The following is a 15,855-nucleotide window of genomic DNA, read 5'->3' as shown; positions in this document are numbered from 1 at the left end:
ACGCTCGTATCTCGGAGCGCTCCGCATGGAATACTCGGACAATCGTCGCCGAATACGAGTTCCGCCCCGCCTCATCATCGGCGGCATCATCGCGCTGCTCGCCGTTCTTGGCTACTTCGCGAATTCCAGCAAAAACCCGGTGACGGGGCGGACGCAGCACATCTCGTTGACGCCGCAGCAGGAAGTCGTGCTCGGACTGCAATCCGCTCCCGAGATGGCTCGCGAGTTTGGGGGCTTGAGCAGCGACCATGCTGCGGCGGCGCACGTTAAGCGGGTCGGTGAGCAACTCGTTGCAAGACTGCCGCCGGAAGCCACACCTTATCCGTTCGAGTATCACCTGCTCGCCGATTCAACAACTGTGAACGCGTTCGCGCTGCCCGGTGGCCAAATCTTCATTACCGAGGCACTGTTCTCGCGCCTCGAAACCGAAGGCCAGCTTGCCGGAGTCTTGGGCCATGAAACCGGACACGTGCTCGCGCGGCACTCCGCGGCACAAATGGCAAAGAACCAGCTCACCCAGGGATTGATCCAGGCGGTCGGAGTCGCGGGTTCCGATACGGCGCAAGGGGCGCAGAATGCGGCACAAATCGCTCAGCTTGTCGGCAACTTCATTCAGCTGAAATACGGCCGCGACGATGAACTCGAGGCGGACCGGCTCGGTCTCCAATTCATGGTTGCGAGCGACTACGACCCGAGGTCGATGAACCGCGTCATGGAAATTCTTCGGCAAGCGTCGGGCGGATCGGGTCAGCCACAGTTCATGAGCACGCACCCTGATCCCGGCAATCGAATCCAGCACATCGAAGCGTGGATTCAACGCTCCTTCCCGGAGGGCGTTCCGGATTCGCTCAAGAAATAGTCCAATGTCGCGCTACTCCTCTTCTTTGGGCGGCCTCATGAGCAGCACGACCACCGCCCCCAAAATGCTCAGCCCCGAGATTCCCCCGGTCAGTAACGTCCCGGCGCCGAGAAAGATCATGGCGGATCCCGCGCCCCCGTCTTTGGTTCGGTACACCATTCCGCTCTGAAGATCGCGGAATCGGGAAAGACGGTCCGAATCCGCTTTCGCCGAAAGGGTTGCCGTGCCGAGCCACCATGCGGCGGCAGCGAAAAAAGTGGCGATGACCAAAAGTCCCGCGGCGCTCGAGAATCTGTCGTGAAGGCTCCAACCCCGGACTTCTGCCATGACGCAAGATTATCAGGAGAATCGGGACTCTACCGATGTAGAATGGAACGTCTGTTCCGCAGCCAAGGAGGGCCGCGATGTCGCAATCAGCGCTTTTGGAGGAAGCAGATACAGCTTCCTCAAACATTTCACGACCCATGAAAAGCAAATCCGCACCGCGTGCCACCGCCGAGTCGATGGCGTCGAAGCAACGCGATATTTCCGTATCCGAGTTCTTTGCCAAGAACAGACACCTGCTCGGATTCGATAATCCCCGCAAAGCGCTGCTGACGACCGTCAAGGAAGCGGTGGACAATTCGCTTGATGCGTGCGAGGAAGCCGGAATTCTTCCGGACATCACTGTTGTCATTGAGGATTTGCAGCCGGATCGACCGGCGAGCGCGAAGTCGGCGCGATATCGCGTTTCGGTCGTGGACAATGGACCGGGCATTGTGCGAAAGCAGGTCGAGAACATTTTCGGCCGCTTGCTCTATGGCTCGAAGTTTCACAGGCTCAAGATGAGCCGAGGGCAGCAGGGGATCGGCATTTCCGCCGCGGGCATGTACGGACTCATCACTACCGGCAAGCCGATGGTGATCCACACCAAGCCCAGCGCGAGGCAGCCCGCTCATCACATCGAGCTGGCGATGAACACCAAGACCAACCGGGCGGAAGTTACTGAAGACACCGAAACCAAAGATTTCCCCCCAGCGAGGTTTTCGCAACTCACTCAAGGCACCCGCGAACTCGGCGAGAGCGGGAATTTCCTCTCGCCAAGTGTGTATGTCACCGGAACGAGCGTCAGTATCGAACTCGACGGCCGCTATCAGAAGGGCCGCGGCAGCGTCGATGAATTTCTTGAGCTGACGGCGATCGCCAACCCGCACGCCCGCTTCACCTTTGTGCCGCCGAGCAAGGTCAGCGAAGAAGAGAAAGATGACACTCCTCTGCTCAAGCCGCGCGGCGGCAAGATCAAAACAAAAGACGAAGATACGAAGACCGAGCCGATTCCTGCTCCCGAGCCGCCCAAGCCGATCGAACCCGCGGTGACAACCGAGACCGGCGGTGTCATGGTTTTTCCGCGCGCGGTCGAAGATCTGCCGCCGGAAACCAAGGAAATTCAGCCGCACCCGAAGGGGATCGAGCTCGGAATTCTGCTTCAGATGCTGAAGGAAGCCGAGATCGAGAAATCCGGTTACACGCTTTACAACTTCCTTCAGGACAAGTTCAGCCGCGTGAGCGCCGCGACAGCGAGCAGCTTTTGCGAAAAGATCGACGTCACAAGCCGCACAAAGGTTGTTGACATCGATCACGATACGGCGGAGAAACTCTTCCGCGAGCTCGAGGAGTCCAAGCTTCCGCCACCGCCGACGGATTGCCTCGCGCCGATCGGCGTGCAGCAACTCCTGAAGGGAATGTTCAAGGGAGTCCGCGCGGAGTTCTACGCTGCGAGCAGCCGCGAACCGGCAATCTACCGCGGCCGTCCCTTTCTCATTGAAGCCGCGATTGCTTTCGGAGGAGAGCTGCCCGCGGACGAGCCTTGCCGCGTGATCCGATTCGCCAATCGAGTGCCGTTGCTCTTTCAGCAGAGCGCGTGCTCCAGTTTCAAGGCCGTGATTGAAACGAACTGGCGAAACTACGACCTGCAGCAGCCACGCGGCGCAGTCCCGGTCGGTGCGCTCGTGATCATGATCCACATGGCGAGCGTGTGGGTGCCGTTCACCAGCGAGAGCAAAGAAGCGATCGCGGACTACGACGAAATCCGCAAAGAGATGAAGCTCGCCCTGATGGAGTGCGGACGAAAGCTCGGCTCTTATCTCAACAAGCGACTGAAGATGAAGCGCGAATCGGAACGCCGCGACGTTTTCGAGCGTTACATCGGCGAAATCGCCAACGCTTGCAACGCGATCAATGGGGCCGACGCCAAGAAGCTTTACGACGCGATGCTCGCGCAGGCCAAGAAGCGGACCGCCATCGCCGATCTGCAACTGGACGAAGAGGGCAAGAAAGTCAAGGAATCAGACCCCGCGGATCAAGAAGGAGTCATCATCGTCGAGAGCGCGATGACGCCGTCAAGCGACTCAAACGCCGGGTCAGACTTGCCTCCCGCAGCCAAGCAATCGAAAACCGAGAGGGCGAGGATGGAAGTCGCGGCGCGGAGCAAGCGGGCAAGGGACGATGCCGAGCCCAAGCTGATCGATCAGGAGCCCGCGCCCTCGAAGTCGCGTTCGAAAAAGGCTTCCGAGCCCAAACCCACCCAGAAAAAAGCCTCTACTTCCGCACCGAAGCCGGCAGCGCTTGCCGACAAGAAGCCCGCCCCGGCCCCTGCGAAAGCCAAGCCCAAAATGCGCCTCGTGAACGGTAAGCTGGTGCCCGCCGACCAGCCCGGACTGTTCTAACGAATCGGGGTGCGTGTGATCGTAAATGATTCCAGGAAGCGGATATTGCTCGCTCGCATGATCTGCGCCGTCTCGTGCGCTGCGATCCCTTTGTCCGGATGCATTTCGCCCGACGCAGCATTATCGCATCAGGCACGCCCGCGGCCTCACGTCACCATGCGGGATCCGGAATCAGGCGAGATCGTTCAAGAGTTGACAAAGCCGCAACTACAAAACCAGCTCTTTGATTTGTGCGATCTCTGGGCGAGTTCGATGCGCAGTGTTTTCGAACCGCCGATCGACGAGGCGACAGATTCGAGTGTTCGCTCCGCCCTCGTCGAGCAGAAACTGCGATCGATCGTCTCCGGTTACACCATTGCCGTGACCTCCGATCCCGTCAGCGGCGTGCTCGACATGATGGTTCTCTCTCGCTTGCTCGCGCGATCGTGGGCTCCGGGAACCGCCGCGTTCGAAAGCTTCGGGACGTTTGGTCCACAGGTCAGTCGGGGCGTGAACGTCGCCGAAAGCAAGATTTGGAAGACCGGGGGCGCTCTTCTGAGCGCCTCCGAGCGCAAACAACTGGAAGACCGCATCGATCGATGGATCGCGGAATCGCCGGACATCAAGTCTGTTTCCTTTGCGCGCCTCAGCGATATCGATGCCGGATTCGATGCCCGGCTCGAGGCCGAAGTTGCAAAGTCCCAGGGATTGATGGAAGTACTCGACGAGGCGATGCAATCCGCCGAAGAACTCCGCATGCTCGGTGAGCGATCGTTGTGGCTCGCGTCTCGGGCGCCGATCCTCGTTCGCATGACCGCCGAAGCGAGCGTGGTCACGGCGTTCGACACGCCTCAGGTCCAGGATGTACTGAACTCGTCTCGCGCCTTACCCGTCGCCGTTGATCAACTCGCTTCGCAGATCCGAGACGCCGCGGCAAACATCGATCGTCAGCGGCACGAAATCACCGCGTCTTTCGAGTCAGCGCACGATTCGATCCAGCCGGTGTTGCGTCAAGTCGGGGAGATCGTCGATCGTGTGGACGGCGTCATTCGTGAAGCACGCAAACTGTCATCCGAGCGAAGCGAAGCCGCCGAGGCGGCCGCCACGGCCTCAAAGAATCTTCAAGAAGCTCTCGCGACTCTCAATTCCATGGCGGAGCGATATTTTCCGCCCGAGGCAGGCGGTGCACCCGATATTCGCTCTCGACCAACTGCCGATCTCGCACTTGCCGCGGAGCGATTCAATTCCGCGGTCCTCAACCTTCAGACGCTGATTTCTTCGAACGATGCCGGCCAATCAATTGCCGATCTCTCGCGCATGGCCGATGCGAAGGTCGCGGCGATTTCGGAAAGCACCAACGGAGTGATCGACCGGGCGTTCTGGAAGGGTGTCATTCTGCTCATTCTCGCGTTCACGCTGGCTTGCGCCTACAAAGTGATCGCGCCCCGGCTGGCGCCCCGTTGAACCGGCCGCAGAACCTGCGTCCCTGATTCCAGGGGTCGGACGTGTTGAAAGCTTTGGGGCATCTTGGGCTTTGGGCCGGCCTGTACGCACTCGCGGCATTCATCTGCTTCAGCCAACTCGCCGGGCTTACCCGGGCCGGGCTACTGCCGCAGTGGGAAGCAATGGCTTGCGTGCTCCTCACCGCGACCGCCGTCTATTCCATCGACCGCGTCAAGATGTTTTCCGCCTGGCTTGATCCCGCGGATATCGAGGCCCAGCCCGAGCGGTACAAGTTTTTGTCGCGGCAGCCGGTACGGGTTCGCAGCTTCGCGGTTGCGCTGCTCATCGCCGCCGCGATCGCGGGGGCACGGATCCACTCGTTCTTGCCGATTCTCGTCGTTATCGCGGCGGCAAGCACCGTGGTCTATGCACCCAAGCCCCGCCGCCGGTTCGCGCGGGTGAAAGATCGACTCTGGCTGAAAAACGCGTACGTGGCGATCGGAATGACCGCGTTTTCCGCGCTGATCGCAATCGCCGCGGCGTATCCCGGAACCCTCGAACAGATGGCGCAGTCCGCGTGGACCGAAAGAGCCGCAATCCTCACTTCATTCATCACAGTGACTCTTCGAATCCTGTTCGACGCCGCCCTCTGCGACATCGACGACGAACCGACCGATCGCCGTTTCCGCACTGAAACGTTCGCTACTAGCCTCGGGACGCTCCGGGTATGGAACTGGGCTGGAATCGGACGGATCGCTATTGCGGCAGGACTTTTCCTCGCCCGTCCGCTTCCCTTCGTGACGCGGGTTTCCTGGAGCATCGCGATGATTCTGGGAATGATCGCGCTGCGATGGCGTCACCCGACCCGCATCCGCGATACCGTGGACTTTCGATTCCTTCCCGAAGCGGTGTTCGTCACTGTTATTCTCTTCTTCTGGAAAAGAAGCTCATAGACTCTCGAAAAGGAGCAGGTATGAGAGCGTTTTGGTCTCTGATTGTGATGTGTTTCCTCGCCCACGCTACCCTCGGAGCAGTGCAAACGAAACGAATCGAATACAAAGACGGCGACACGGTACTGGAAGGGTTTCTCGCGTGGGATGACGCGAAGGTCAGTTCCGACAAGCCGGCTCCTGGAGTTGTGTTGTGCCCCGAGTGGTGGGGGATGAATGAGTATTCGCAGAACCGCGCCAAGCAGCTTGCCGAACTCGGGTACGTCGCCTTCGCGATCGACATGTACGGTAAAGGCAAAACCACGACCGATCCGAAGCAGGCGGCGCAGTGGTCGGGCGAGATCATGAAGGATCAGCAGGCTCGTCGCGCGCGTGCCGCGGCAGGGCTGAAAGTGCTCACGGACCAAAAAATCGTCAATGCGTCCCGCCTCGCCGCGATCGGTTACTGCATGGGTGGCACTGTCGCGATGGAGTTGGCGCGAACGGGCGCCGATTTGGACGCGGTCGTTGCGTTCCACGCTTCGACGTACTCTGCGCAGAATCCCGACGACAACAAGAAGATCCAAGGCACCGTCGTGATCTGCCAGGGAGCCGACGACACCTTTGTGCCCGAAGGCGAGCAGGCGAAGTTTGAAAAGCAAATGAAGGATGCCGGTGTTGATTTCGTTTTCGCCGAATTCAGCGGGGCTGTGCACGCATTTACCAATCCGAACGCGGACGGCTATCACGTCCCGGGCGTCAAATACAACAAGAACGCCGATGTTCGGTCGTGGGCCATGATGAAAGAAGTGTTCGCCGAGAAACTCGGCTCATCCAAGCCCTGAGTTGCTGTGCTCGGCGCCAAGAAGCCGATTCTGCAGATTAGAACGCAGGACCGCATCAAGCTCGCATCAAGGATGATCCGATGGCAAAGGCCAAGCAAACCGTTTCCCCCAAAACCAAAGAGCGCGACAAAAAAACGCTTGAAAAGATCGTCCACCTCGCCGACGACGTTTCGAAAAAGACGCTCGGCGGCAAGGAACCCATTTTCCATATCCCGACTCGCGCGAAGTCCAACACGATCTGGAACAAGAAGCGCGGCATCCTCGAGATGGGCGACGGCAAAGCCGACCGCCCGCTCTTCGACCTCAAAACCGCAAAGCAGTTCATGCAAACGATGCTGCACGGGAGCACGATCAAGGATCTGATCGACTCCGGAAAAACCTCCAGCCTCCGCGGTGTCTTTTACAAAGCCAAGCACACTGTCGCCGGCACGAAGGAAAACACGTTCGACACGCAGGATGAATCCGATCCGATCCTTGAAGACCTCGAGGTGACGCTCGGCGCGCTCCGCGAAGAGCTCCACATCTTCGCCGAAAACCGAGGCACGCTCGTCGGCAACATCACGATCGTCGACAAGGGCGATGAAATCGACGCCCGCAGAATGGGCTCGGGTGGTTGGGGAATCCCCTCGATCGTTGAGCCCGACGTCATCCAGTTCAAGAAGTGCGAAGCCAAGTTCGTGCTCCACGTCGAAAAGGGCACGGTCTGGAATCGCTTCAACGAAGACCGGTTCTGGGAAGAAAACAACTGCATCCTGACTCACGGCGCCGGCCAGCCGCCGCGCGGTTGCCGTCGATTGCTGCAGCGCCTCAACCAGGAACTCAAGCTGCCGATCATTTGCGTACTCGATTGCGATCCGTGGGGGCACTACATCTACAGCGTCATCAAGCAAGGTTCGATCTCGCTCGCGTTCGAATCTTCGCGACTCGCGATCCCGGATGCCAAGTTTCTCGGTATCCGCGCCAAGGACTACGACGAGTGCGATCTCGGCGATGCCGTGAAGATCGATCTTACAGACAACGACATCAAGCGCGCCAAGGAGATCGCGGCCTATCCGTGGTTCGAACACCACAAGGGCTGGCAGAAGGAAATCCAGAAACTCCTCGAGAACGGCTTCAAGATGGAAGTCGAAGCAATGATCAACAAGGGAATCAGTTACGTCACCGAGGAATATGTGCCCGAGCGGCTCAAGGCTCGTGACTGGCTCGACTGAATCAAGGAACGCCATGCACCTCACACCCCCCGGCAAGATCCGCTGTCCCAAAGACGCCACCATCATGGAGAAACTGACTGTCGGCAGCAGCGATCTCGTTGTCGATCACTGCGGCAGATGCGGTGCGATCTGGTTCGATGCGTACGAACTCGAACGCGTGATCCGGGCGAAGCAGCAGGGGGTCGATCTCGACGAGATCGACTACGGCACCGCAAGAAACAACTACGAATACAAGGTGCTACGCGACGACTTCCTCGAGTGCCCGCGCGATCACTCCAAACTCTTGCAGGTTCCCGATCCCCGCCAGCCGCACGTCATCATCGATCTGTGCCGCGAGTGCGGCGGCGTCCTCCTCGACGCCGGCGAGCTCAAGGATCTCAGCGAGTTCACCCTCGCCGAGCGCGTGCGCGGCATCTTCCGGAGCAAGAAGGCCTGACAGCTTGCAAGAATCGCGAGATTGTCAGGCCTTGGCGCCCTCAACCGCCGGTTCCATCGTGTGCGGGCTCGCGACCGGATAGCCTCGCGTCGCCCAGGCCGCAGCGATCGTCCCAAACGCCGAGAAAATCGCGCCGAGATAGAACGATGCCCCCGGCATATAGATCGGCGCGCGATCCGAAATGAACAAACCAAAGACCTGCGTCGCGATGATCGGACCGAAGATCTGCGCGATACACTGCAGCGATGTCAGCGCGCCCTGCACCTCGCCCTGCTCGTAGGGTCGCACGGTCTTGGTGATAATCGCCTGCGCCGAAGGCTGCGCGATTCCCCCGAGCGATGCGAACGCGATGATCCCGTAGATCATCCAACCCTGCGTCGCCGAGCCGTAGCCGATGTAGGCGAGAACGCCGATGCAAAGACCGATCAGGAGCGATCGCCGCTCTCCCAATTTGGGAACGATCTTGCGCACCAGCCCGGCCTGCACGATCACCGCGCCCAGCCCCACGCAAAAGAGCGAAAGCCCCACCTGCCACGGTTTCCACTCGTACCGGTGCGATGTGTAGAGAACCCATGTCATGTGCAGACCGAACATCGCGAGGTTGAGGAGGAACATCGCCGCGGCGAGCCCGGCAACAACTGGGTACCTTCCCAACCCGTGGAACGCGGCGATCGGATTCGCCCGTGAAAGCCTCAAATGCGATCGCCGCTCGCGCGGCAGCGATTCCGGGAGCACGACGAGCCCGTACAACCAGTTCGCGATCGACAGCCCGCCCGCCACGTAGAACGGGAGCCGGATGTCGTAATCGCCCAGGACACCCCCCGCCAGTGGGCCCAGGATGAATCCGAGCCCGAACGCCGCGCCGATCATGCCGAATGCCGCGGCACGCTTCTCCGGTGGCGTGATATCCGCGATGTACGCGTTGCACACCGTCATGCTCGCGCCCGACAACCCGTTGATCGCGCGTGTAACAAAGAAAATCGCGAGCGTCGGCGCAAACGCCATCGCGAAGTAGTCAAGGCCCGATCCGAGGATCGCGATCAGGAGAATCGGCCGCCGCCCCACGCGATCGGAGAGCGCGCCGAGCAGGGGCGAAAAAAGAAACTGCATGATCGCGTACGTCGCCGCCAGCCAGCCGACGGCGTACGCCGCCTGCTCGTCTGTTCCCCCTGCACCGTGATTCAGCAAACTCTGAACAAGCTTCGGACCCACAGGAATCAAGACGCCGAACCCGAGCACGTCGAGCAGCAATGTCAGAAAGATGAACCCGATGGCTGGGGTGTGTTTCGCGCGCACGGCCCGCCAGCGTAGCGGAGCGCGAGAACCGCTGTCGGAGTTTCAATCCCGGTACGCCCCGAAGAGCAAACCGCGGCACCCCTCGGCGCCGCGACGATGCTCCACGAATTGGCCATGTACCGAATCTCATCTCGTTGAATTCAATCCGTCTTCCGAACCGTCAGCTCGACCCGAGTTGGGTGACCGAACCAGCCGTTCACGCCCCCCGGCCCCGGATACTTCTGATCGAGCACCGCGGCGACATCCGCGATGTTTCCATTCGCATCGACCCAGCCGCCGTTAATGTCGGGGAAATCCACGCAGCACTTCTCGCACTTCTCCGGCGAGGTGTACCGAATCGGGCACCAGAAACTCTCGACGTTCCGCAGCATCTCGCTGCCGAGACTCCAAACCCCCGTCATCCAATCGCAATACAGGCACCAGATCAGATCGTGCCCGACCAAACCGGAAAACTTCTGCCGGCTCACGTTGATCCACTCATTCACGTTGTACTTGGGCAACCGCACGAGCCAGTGAAGGGGCGGGTACAACAGAATTTCCGCGATGCGCACGATCGTGAAGAGCGGCACAGCCCAAGCAGTCCACCAGACCGCCGCGTGATTCCGGAACCGCCCGACCTTGCGGTTCAATGTGCTGACAATCCGCGGCCCCTTGCGGATGCCCGGATGCATCGCCTCGTGCATCCAGCCCCAGAGAACGAGCGTGACCATCTGCGCGAGGATGGCGGTGGCGAGGAGGGGCCAGAAACAGTCCCAGAAGGTAAAGCACGTGACGCAAGGGCGACCCAACGCAAATGCCGCCGCCGCCACCCACGGCCCATGGACGAAGTAGAACACCGTGATGTCGAGCAGGTACCCCTTCGCGCACGCATCACAGATCGCGTTTCCGAACTTGCCCATCCGCGCCAGCGCATGAAACACGAGCGCAGAGAACAAAAGCCCGACCACACACGCGCCGAAGAACCAGAGCAGTGTTTGCATGCCGCGAGCCTATCAAGATCGGCACTTGATGCCCCAGTGCCTCTTGCCTCGATGCCTTCTTCTGCCTCGAACGCCGCCCTCCTCCCGGTCATCTCTTTGGCTCTCCGCGTTGAATGCCTCCGGCTTGCTTTCCTAGGGCTCTTTGCTCTCTCTCCGCGAAACTCCGCTCTCTCCGTATCTCCGCGTTCTCTCCACGCTTCCCGTATCCTGTAACCCAGGCATGAAAACCAAAGCCGACATCGTCCGCGACTGGCTCGTCCGCTACACCGGCCGCCCGCTCGATCAGTGGGGCAAGTACATCTTGCTGACCAACTTTCAGAGTTATGTCGAAGCGTTCGCGACCCGTTTCGGCGTGGAGGTTCTCGGTCGCGACCGCCCGATGCAGTCAGCCACCGGCGCACCGGGTTCGCCCGCCGAGAGCATTTCGATCGTGAATTTCGGCATGGGCTCCGCGATGGCCGCGACCACGATGGACCTGCTCAGCGCTGTCGAGCCCGATGCCGTGCTCTTCCTTGGCAAATGCGGCGGCCTCAAAAAGACCAAGCTCGGTGATTTCGTTCTCCCCATCGCCGCGATCCGCGGCGAGGGAACCAGCAACGAGTACATGCCACCCGAAGTGCCCGCGCTGCCGTCGTTCCGCCTGCAGCGCGCCGTCTCCACCGCGATCGTCGAGCACAAATGCGACTACTGGACCGGCACGGTCTATACGACCAACCGGCGTGTCTGGGAACACGATGAGAAATTCAAGGATTACCTGCGGCAGATCCGCGCGATCGGGATCGACATGGAGACCGCGACGCTCTTCATGGTCGGCTTCGTGAATTCAATCCCCAAGGGCGCGTTGCTCCTCGTCAGCGACAACCCGATGAGCCCCGAAGGCGTGAAAACCGGCGAGAGCGATCTGCACGTCAGCAAGAATTTCGTCAAGAACCACCTCGAAATCGGCATCGATGCACTTATCGACCTGCGCGATAGCGGGGAGAGCGTGAAGCACTTGAGGTATGAGTAGCGAGACAACCAGCTTTAGTAATACCGGTCCTTCAGACCGGTGAACTATCGAACCTTCGAACGTTACCGCCAGCAATTCAATGACCGCCAACCTTTCCCTGGTTCAATCCCTCTATTCCGCTTTCGCTTCGCGCGATCGCGAGCGCATTCTCTCGATCTTCCATCCAGACATCGAATGGATCCAGAACGACGGCTTCCCCGGTGGCGGCATGCACAAAGGCGCCGCTCACGTCCTCGATGATGTCCTCTCGCAGTTCCGCCGCGATTGGGACAGTTGGCGCGCCCGCGTGACCGAGTGGCACGATGCCGGTAACACCGTCATCGCGATCGGCATCTACGAAGGGACGAACAAGGCGACGGGAAAGCAACTCTCCGCTGCATTCGCCCACATCTACGACGTGAAAGAAGGCCGAATCACTCGCTTCCGCCAATACACCGACACTGCGCTCGTCCATCGCGCAGTTTCGCGCTCATAGTCGAATTCCCAATGCCCCTCCCCGAGGCAGGGGGTGAGGGTGCGTCCGCTTCGCGATTCCGCTGTTCATGCCGGAGCCGCTCACTTGAGTTCGCGGCAACCTCGTCCCGCCAATCCGGTACTCTTCCACACTCACCCCGGAGACTCCGCACCCATGCGACTTTTCTTCGTTTCCGCAACACTCGCCCTTAGCCAACTCGCCCTCGCACAGCCCGCTTCTGGCCCCAACCCCAACCCGCAAACCCACGGCTACTACCGCCAGCCTTCGATCCACGGCGACACCATCGTCTTCGTCAGCGAGGGCGATCTCTGGCGCGTGCCCGCCTCCGGCGGCACGGCCACCCGCCTCACCACCGGCACGGGCGAAGAAGCTCGTCCCGCCATCTCCCCCGACGGAAAGACCATCGCCTTCGTCGGCACGTACGAGGGACCAGGCGAGATCTACACCATGCCGATCGACGGCGGCCTCCCTGTCCGCCAGACCTACGGCGCCTCGCGTGTGAGCTTCGTCGATTGGACGCCTTCCGGCAAAGTCCTCTATTCCACCCGCGAGTTCGCGACGCTGCCTTCAAGCCAGCTCGTCGCGTTCACGCCGCGTGCTCGCGAAGCCGATCCGATCGAAGCCGCGGCAGTCGATCGCGTTCCGCTCTATGAGGCGGATCAAGGTGTCTACTCCGACGACGGCAAAACCCTCTTCTTCACTCGTCTTCCCTTCCAGGGCAGCAACACCAAGCGCTATCAGGGCGGCTTCATCCAGCAGCTCTGGAAGTTCGGCGCGGGCGATGCCGAAGCCACTCCGCTCACCACCGACTACGACGGCACAAGCAAGGACGCGATGTGGTGGCAGGGGCGCATCTACTTCGCTTCCGATCGCGACGGCGTCATGAACATCTGGTCCATGGACCAGAGCGGCAAGGACCTCAAGCAGCACACCAAACACACGGAATACGACGTCGCCTCTCCCAGCCAGAACAACGGCCGCATCACTTATCAGCACGGCGCCGACATCTGGCTCCTCGATCTCGCCAGCGGCAAGGATTCTCACGTCCCGATCCAGATCTCGAGCGATTTCGACCAGATGCGCGAGGATTGGATCAAGGAGCCCGCGAAGGCGATCGCATCGACCTCTGTGTCGCCAAACGGCGACCGCGTCGCGCTCACAGCCCGAGGCCAGGTCTTCGTCGCGCCCGCCAAGCAGGGCCGCTTCGTCGATGTCACGCAAAAATCCGGAACGCGATTCCGCGATGCCACGTTCCTACCCGACGGCAAGTCGCTCCTTGCCTTTAGCGACGCATCGGGCGAAGTCGAACTCTGGAAACTCCCCGCCAACGGTGTCGGCGAACCGACTCAGATCACGAACGACAGCGAGATTCTCCGATTTGCGATCGTGCCGAGCCCCGACGGCAAACTTGTCGCGCACACCGACAAAAACCAGAAACTCTACATCACCGATCTCGACGCCGAATCCACCAAGACCATCGTCCAGAACAAGACCGGCGATATCGGAGATGTGTCTTGGTCGGCGGACTCCAAATGGCTCGTCTTTGCCGCGCCCGCGCCCAATTCCAACAGCGTGATCAATCTCTACTCCGTCGCGACCGGCCAGACCACGCCCGTCACCACCGATCGCTTCGACAGCGCCAGCCCCGCCTTCAGCCCGGATGGCAAGTGGCTCTATCTCCTCAGCGACCGCAACTTCCAATCGACCGTCCAAAGCCCGTGGGGCCCGCTCGCGCCTCAGCCTCACTTCGACAAGCGCACGAAGATCTATCTCGTCTCGCTCAAAAAAGGCCAGCGCTCTCCGTGGCAACCGAACGATGAGCTCAATGCCGATAAGAAGGACGAAAAGAAAGACGACGCCAAGAAAGAAGACAAGAAGGACGAAGCCAAGTCCGACCCGAAGGCCGACGGCGCGAAAGACGATAAGGCCGACGCGAAGAAAGACGACAAAAAGCCCGCGACCGAAGTCGTCATCGATCTCGACGGCATCCAGTCCCGCCTTGAAGAAGTTCCTCTCCCACCCAGCAATTACGGCAACCTCAGCATCACCGACAAGTCACTCTTCTTCACCGATTTCACGCGGGGCGAACCCAAAACCAGCCTCCACGGCGTCAACATCGGCAACGAAAAGATCGAAAACAAAACCATCTCCGCCGACATCCGGCGCTACGAACTCTCGCACGATCGCAAGAAGCTCTTCATCCAGAAGTCCGGCCCCGGCGGCAGCGCCTCTCTCTTCATCGTCGATGCCGCCGCGGCGCCCGCCGATCTCGACGGCAAATCCGTCGATCTCTCCAAGTGGAAGTTCAGCCTCGTCCCCGCGATCGAGTGGAAGCAGATGTACGTGGACGCGTGGCGTCTGCTCCGCGATTACTTCTACGCAACGAACATGCACGGCGTCGATTGGCCCGCGATGAAAGCCAAGTACGCGCCGCTCGTCGAGCGCGTCCGCACCCGCGCCGAGCTCAACGACATCCTCGCCCAGCTCTCCGGCGAACTCTCAACGCTGCACCACTTCGTTCGCGGAGGCGACATCCGCGACTCCTCCGACGACATCGCCAACGCCTTCCTCGGCGCCGACATGTCGCGCGAGAGCGGGGGCTGGCGCGTCACGCACATCTACGATTTCGATCCCGACGAACCGGGCTCGATCCCGCCCCTCGCTCGCCCCGGCGTCGATATCGCCAGCGGCGACCTCATCGAGCAGATCAACGGCATCTCGCTCGCCAACGTCGCCGATCCCGCCTCCCTTCTCCGCGGCAAGGCCGGTCAGCAAGTCCTTCTCCGCGTCAAACCCGCCTCGGGAGCCGATGCGCGCGACGTCATCGTCACGCCGCTTTCCGGAGGCGAAGCCGCCGATCTCCGCTATTCATCCTGGGAATACACCCGGCGCCTCGAAGTCGAGAAGAAGGGCAACGCCCAGATCGGCTACGTCCACCTCCGCAACATGAGCGGCGGCGAAATCGGCCGCTGGGCGAAAAACTTCTTCCCCGTCTACAACCGCGCCGGCCTCATCATCGACGTCCGCCGCAACACCGGAGGCAACATCGACTCCTGGATTCTCGGCGCGCTCATCCGTAAAGCCTGGATGTTCTGGAATGCCCGCATCGGCCAGCCCGACTCCTGGAACATGCAGTACGCATTCCGCGGCCACATGGTCGTCCTCTGCGACGCGTTCACCGCTTCCGATGGCGAAGCCTTCTCCGAGGGTTTCAAGCGCCTGGGTCTTGGCAAAGTCATCGGCACGCGCACATGGGGCGGCGAGGTCTGGCTCAGCATGCAGAACCGCCTCTCCGACGGAGGCGTCGCGAGTGCAGGCGAAACCGGCGTCTTCGGCCCCGACGGCATCTGGCTCATCGAAGGCAAAGGCGTCGTCCCCGACATCGAAGTCGACAACCTGCCGCACGCAACCTTCGAAGGCAAAGACGCGCAGCTCGATGCCGCCATCGCACACCTTCAGCAGCTCATCAAAGAGAAGCCCGTGCTTCCGCCTCAGCCGCCCGCACTTCCCAACAAGAGTTTCACACCGTCCAAGTAGCGCGTCCTCCGAAGCCCCTTCCCTCAGGGAAGGGATTGGGGGAAGGGAGTGCTTGTGTGGCGCTCTGATCTTTTTTTTTGCCCCCTCCCGGAGGGAGGGGGTGGGGGGGGGGGGGTGGGCGCTGCTGCTGAGTCGCCCCCGCGCGGCAAGT

General features: G+C 60.8%; 13 protein-coding genes. 10 read left to right on the top strand and 3 right to left on the bottom strand.

The annotated features are described in order from the left end of the window. The first annotated feature begins 25 nt into the window (after nt 1–25). Nucleotides 26–859: a M48 family metalloprotease gene (locus KF691_08715; GenBank protein MBX3389522.1), complete on the top strand. Its 834-nt coding sequence runs from the start codon at nt 26–28 to the stop codon at nt 857–859. Between the two features lie 12 nt (nt 860–871). Here KF691_08715 and KF691_08710 read toward each other — a convergent pair whose 3' ends face one another. Beyond that, nucleotides 872–1,186 (bottom strand): hypothetical protein, encoded by a 315-nt coding sequence (locus KF691_08710; protein ID MBX3389521.1) that lies wholly within the window; start codon nt 1,184–1,186, stop codon nt 872–874. A gap of 137 nt (nt 1,187–1,323) precedes the next feature. On the opposite strand from KF691_08710, the gene KF691_08705 reads away from it, so the two are divergent. The 6 genes from KF691_08705 to KF691_08680 all read left to right on the top strand — a co-directional run bounded on the left by KF691_08705 (nt 1,324) and on the right by KF691_08680 (nt 8,407). Continuing rightward, nucleotides 1,324–3,564 (top strand): DNA topoisomerase VI subunit B, encoded by a 2,241-nt coding sequence (locus KF691_08705; GenBank protein ID MBX3389520.1) that lies wholly within the window; start codon nt 1,324–1,326, stop codon nt 3,562–3,564. A 252-nt stretch (nt 3,565–3,816) separates the two neighbouring features. Next, the gene (locus KF691_08700; protein MBX3389519.1) at nt 3,817–5,007 is read left to right on the top strand and encodes a hypothetical protein; all 1,191 of its coding nucleotides are present in this window, start codon (nt 3,817–3,819) and stop codon (nt 5,005–5,007) included. A gap of 41 nt (nt 5,008–5,048) precedes the next feature. Beyond that, nucleotides 5,049–5,939 (top strand): hypothetical protein, encoded by an 891-nt coding sequence (locus KF691_08695; GenBank protein ID MBX3389518.1) that lies wholly within the window; start codon nt 5,049–5,051, stop codon nt 5,937–5,939. 80 nt (nt 5,940–6,019) lie between these two features. Then, nucleotides 6,020–6,760, top strand: coding sequence for a dienelactone hydrolase family protein (locus KF691_08690; GenBank protein MBX3389517.1), 741 nt, complete (start codon nt 6,020–6,022; stop codon nt 6,758–6,760). 80 nt (nt 6,761–6,840) lie between these two features. Beyond that, entirely contained in the window at nt 6,841–7,971 is a 1,131-nt protein-coding gene (locus KF691_08685) for a DNA topoisomerase IV subunit A (protein ID MBX3389516.1), read from the top strand. A gap of 13 nt (nt 7,972–7,984) precedes the next feature. Continuing rightward, nucleotides 7,985–8,407 carry a zf-TFIIB domain-containing protein gene (locus tag KF691_08680; GenBank protein ID MBX3389515.1) on the top strand — a complete coding sequence of 141 codons (423 nt, stop codon included), beginning with the start codon at nt 7,985–7,987 and terminating at the stop codon, nt 8,405–8,407. 24 nt (nt 8,408–8,431) lie between these two features. Here the strand turns inward: KF691_08680 and KF691_08675 are convergent, their stop codons facing one another. Then, on the bottom strand, nt 8,432–9,703 hold the full coding sequence (locus KF691_08675) for a TCR/Tet family MFS transporter (protein MBX3389514.1): 1,272 nt from the start codon (nt 9,701–9,703) through the stop codon (nt 8,432–8,434). Nucleotides 9,704–9,843: 140 nt separating this feature from the next. Further along, complete coding sequence (locus tag KF691_08670) at nt 9,844–10,683, bottom strand: hypothetical protein (protein ID MBX3389513.1); 840 nt, start codon at nt 10,681–10,683, stop codon at nt 9,844–9,846. A gap of 220 nt (nt 10,684–10,903) precedes the next feature. Here KF691_08670 and KF691_08665 point away from each other — a divergent pair, with 220 nt between their 5' ends. The 3 genes from KF691_08665 to KF691_08655 all read left to right on the top strand — a co-directional run bounded on the left by KF691_08665 (nt 10,904) and on the right by KF691_08655 (nt 15,704). Further along, a complete protein-coding gene (locus KF691_08665; GenBank protein ID MBX3389512.1) occupies nt 10,904–11,692 on the top strand; it encodes an AMP nucleosidase in 789 nt (262 codons plus the stop codon). Between the two features lie 79 nt (nt 11,693–11,771). Beyond that, nucleotides 11,772–12,167, top strand: coding sequence for a nuclear transport factor 2 family protein (locus KF691_08660; protein MBX3389511.1), 396 nt, complete (start codon nt 11,772–11,774; stop codon nt 12,165–12,167). Between the two features lie 153 nt (nt 12,168–12,320). Then, nucleotides 12,321–15,704 (top strand): PD40 domain-containing protein, encoded by a 3,384-nt coding sequence (locus KF691_08655; protein MBX3389510.1) that lies wholly within the window; start codon nt 12,321–12,323, stop codon nt 15,702–15,704. Nucleotides 15,705–15,855 lie beyond the last annotated feature (151 nt).

It is taken from the genome of Phycisphaeraceae bacterium (assembly GCA_019636555.1).
Lineage (GTDB): Bacteria > Planctomycetota > Phycisphaerae > Phycisphaerales > UBA1924 > JAFEBO01.
The sequence above is the reverse complement of the archived record's forward strand: the minus strand, read 5'-3'. Positions and strand labels throughout refer to the sequence as shown.

Coding starts and splice junctions, on each gene's coding strand:
- KF691_08715 (MBX3389522.1), top strand. CDS start 26: ATGGAATACTCGGACAATCGTCGCCGAATACGAGTTCCGCCCCGCCTC.
- KF691_08710 (MBX3389521.1), bottom strand. CDS start 1,186: ATGGCAGAAGTCCGGGGTTGGAGCCTTCACGACAGATTCTCGAGCGCC.
- KF691_08705 (MBX3389520.1), top strand. CDS start 1,324: ATGAAAAGCAAATCCGCACCGCGTGCCACCGCCGAGTCGATGGCGTCG.
- KF691_08700 (MBX3389519.1), top strand. CDS start 3,817: ATGCGCAGTGTTTTCGAACCGCCGATCGACGAGGCGACAGATTCGAGT.
- KF691_08685 (MBX3389516.1), top strand. CDS start 6,841: ATGGCAAAGGCCAAGCAAACCGTTTCCCCCAAAACCAAAGAGCGCGAC.
- KF691_08680 (MBX3389515.1), top strand. CDS start 7,985: ATGCACCTCACACCCCCCGGCAAGATCCGCTGTCCCAAAGACGCCACC.
- KF691_08670 (MBX3389513.1), bottom strand. CDS start 10,683: ATGCAAACACTGCTCTGGTTCTTCGGCGCGTGTGTGGTCGGGCTTTTG.
- KF691_08665 (MBX3389512.1), top strand. CDS start 10,904: ATGAAAACCAAAGCCGACATCGTCCGCGACTGGCTCGTCCGCTACACC.
- KF691_08660 (MBX3389511.1), top strand. CDS start 11,772: ATGACCGCCAACCTTTCCCTGGTTCAATCCCTCTATTCCGCTTTCGCT.
- KF691_08655 (MBX3389510.1), top strand. CDS start 12,321: ATGCGACTTTTCTTCGTTTCCGCAACACTCGCCCTTAGCCAACTCGCC.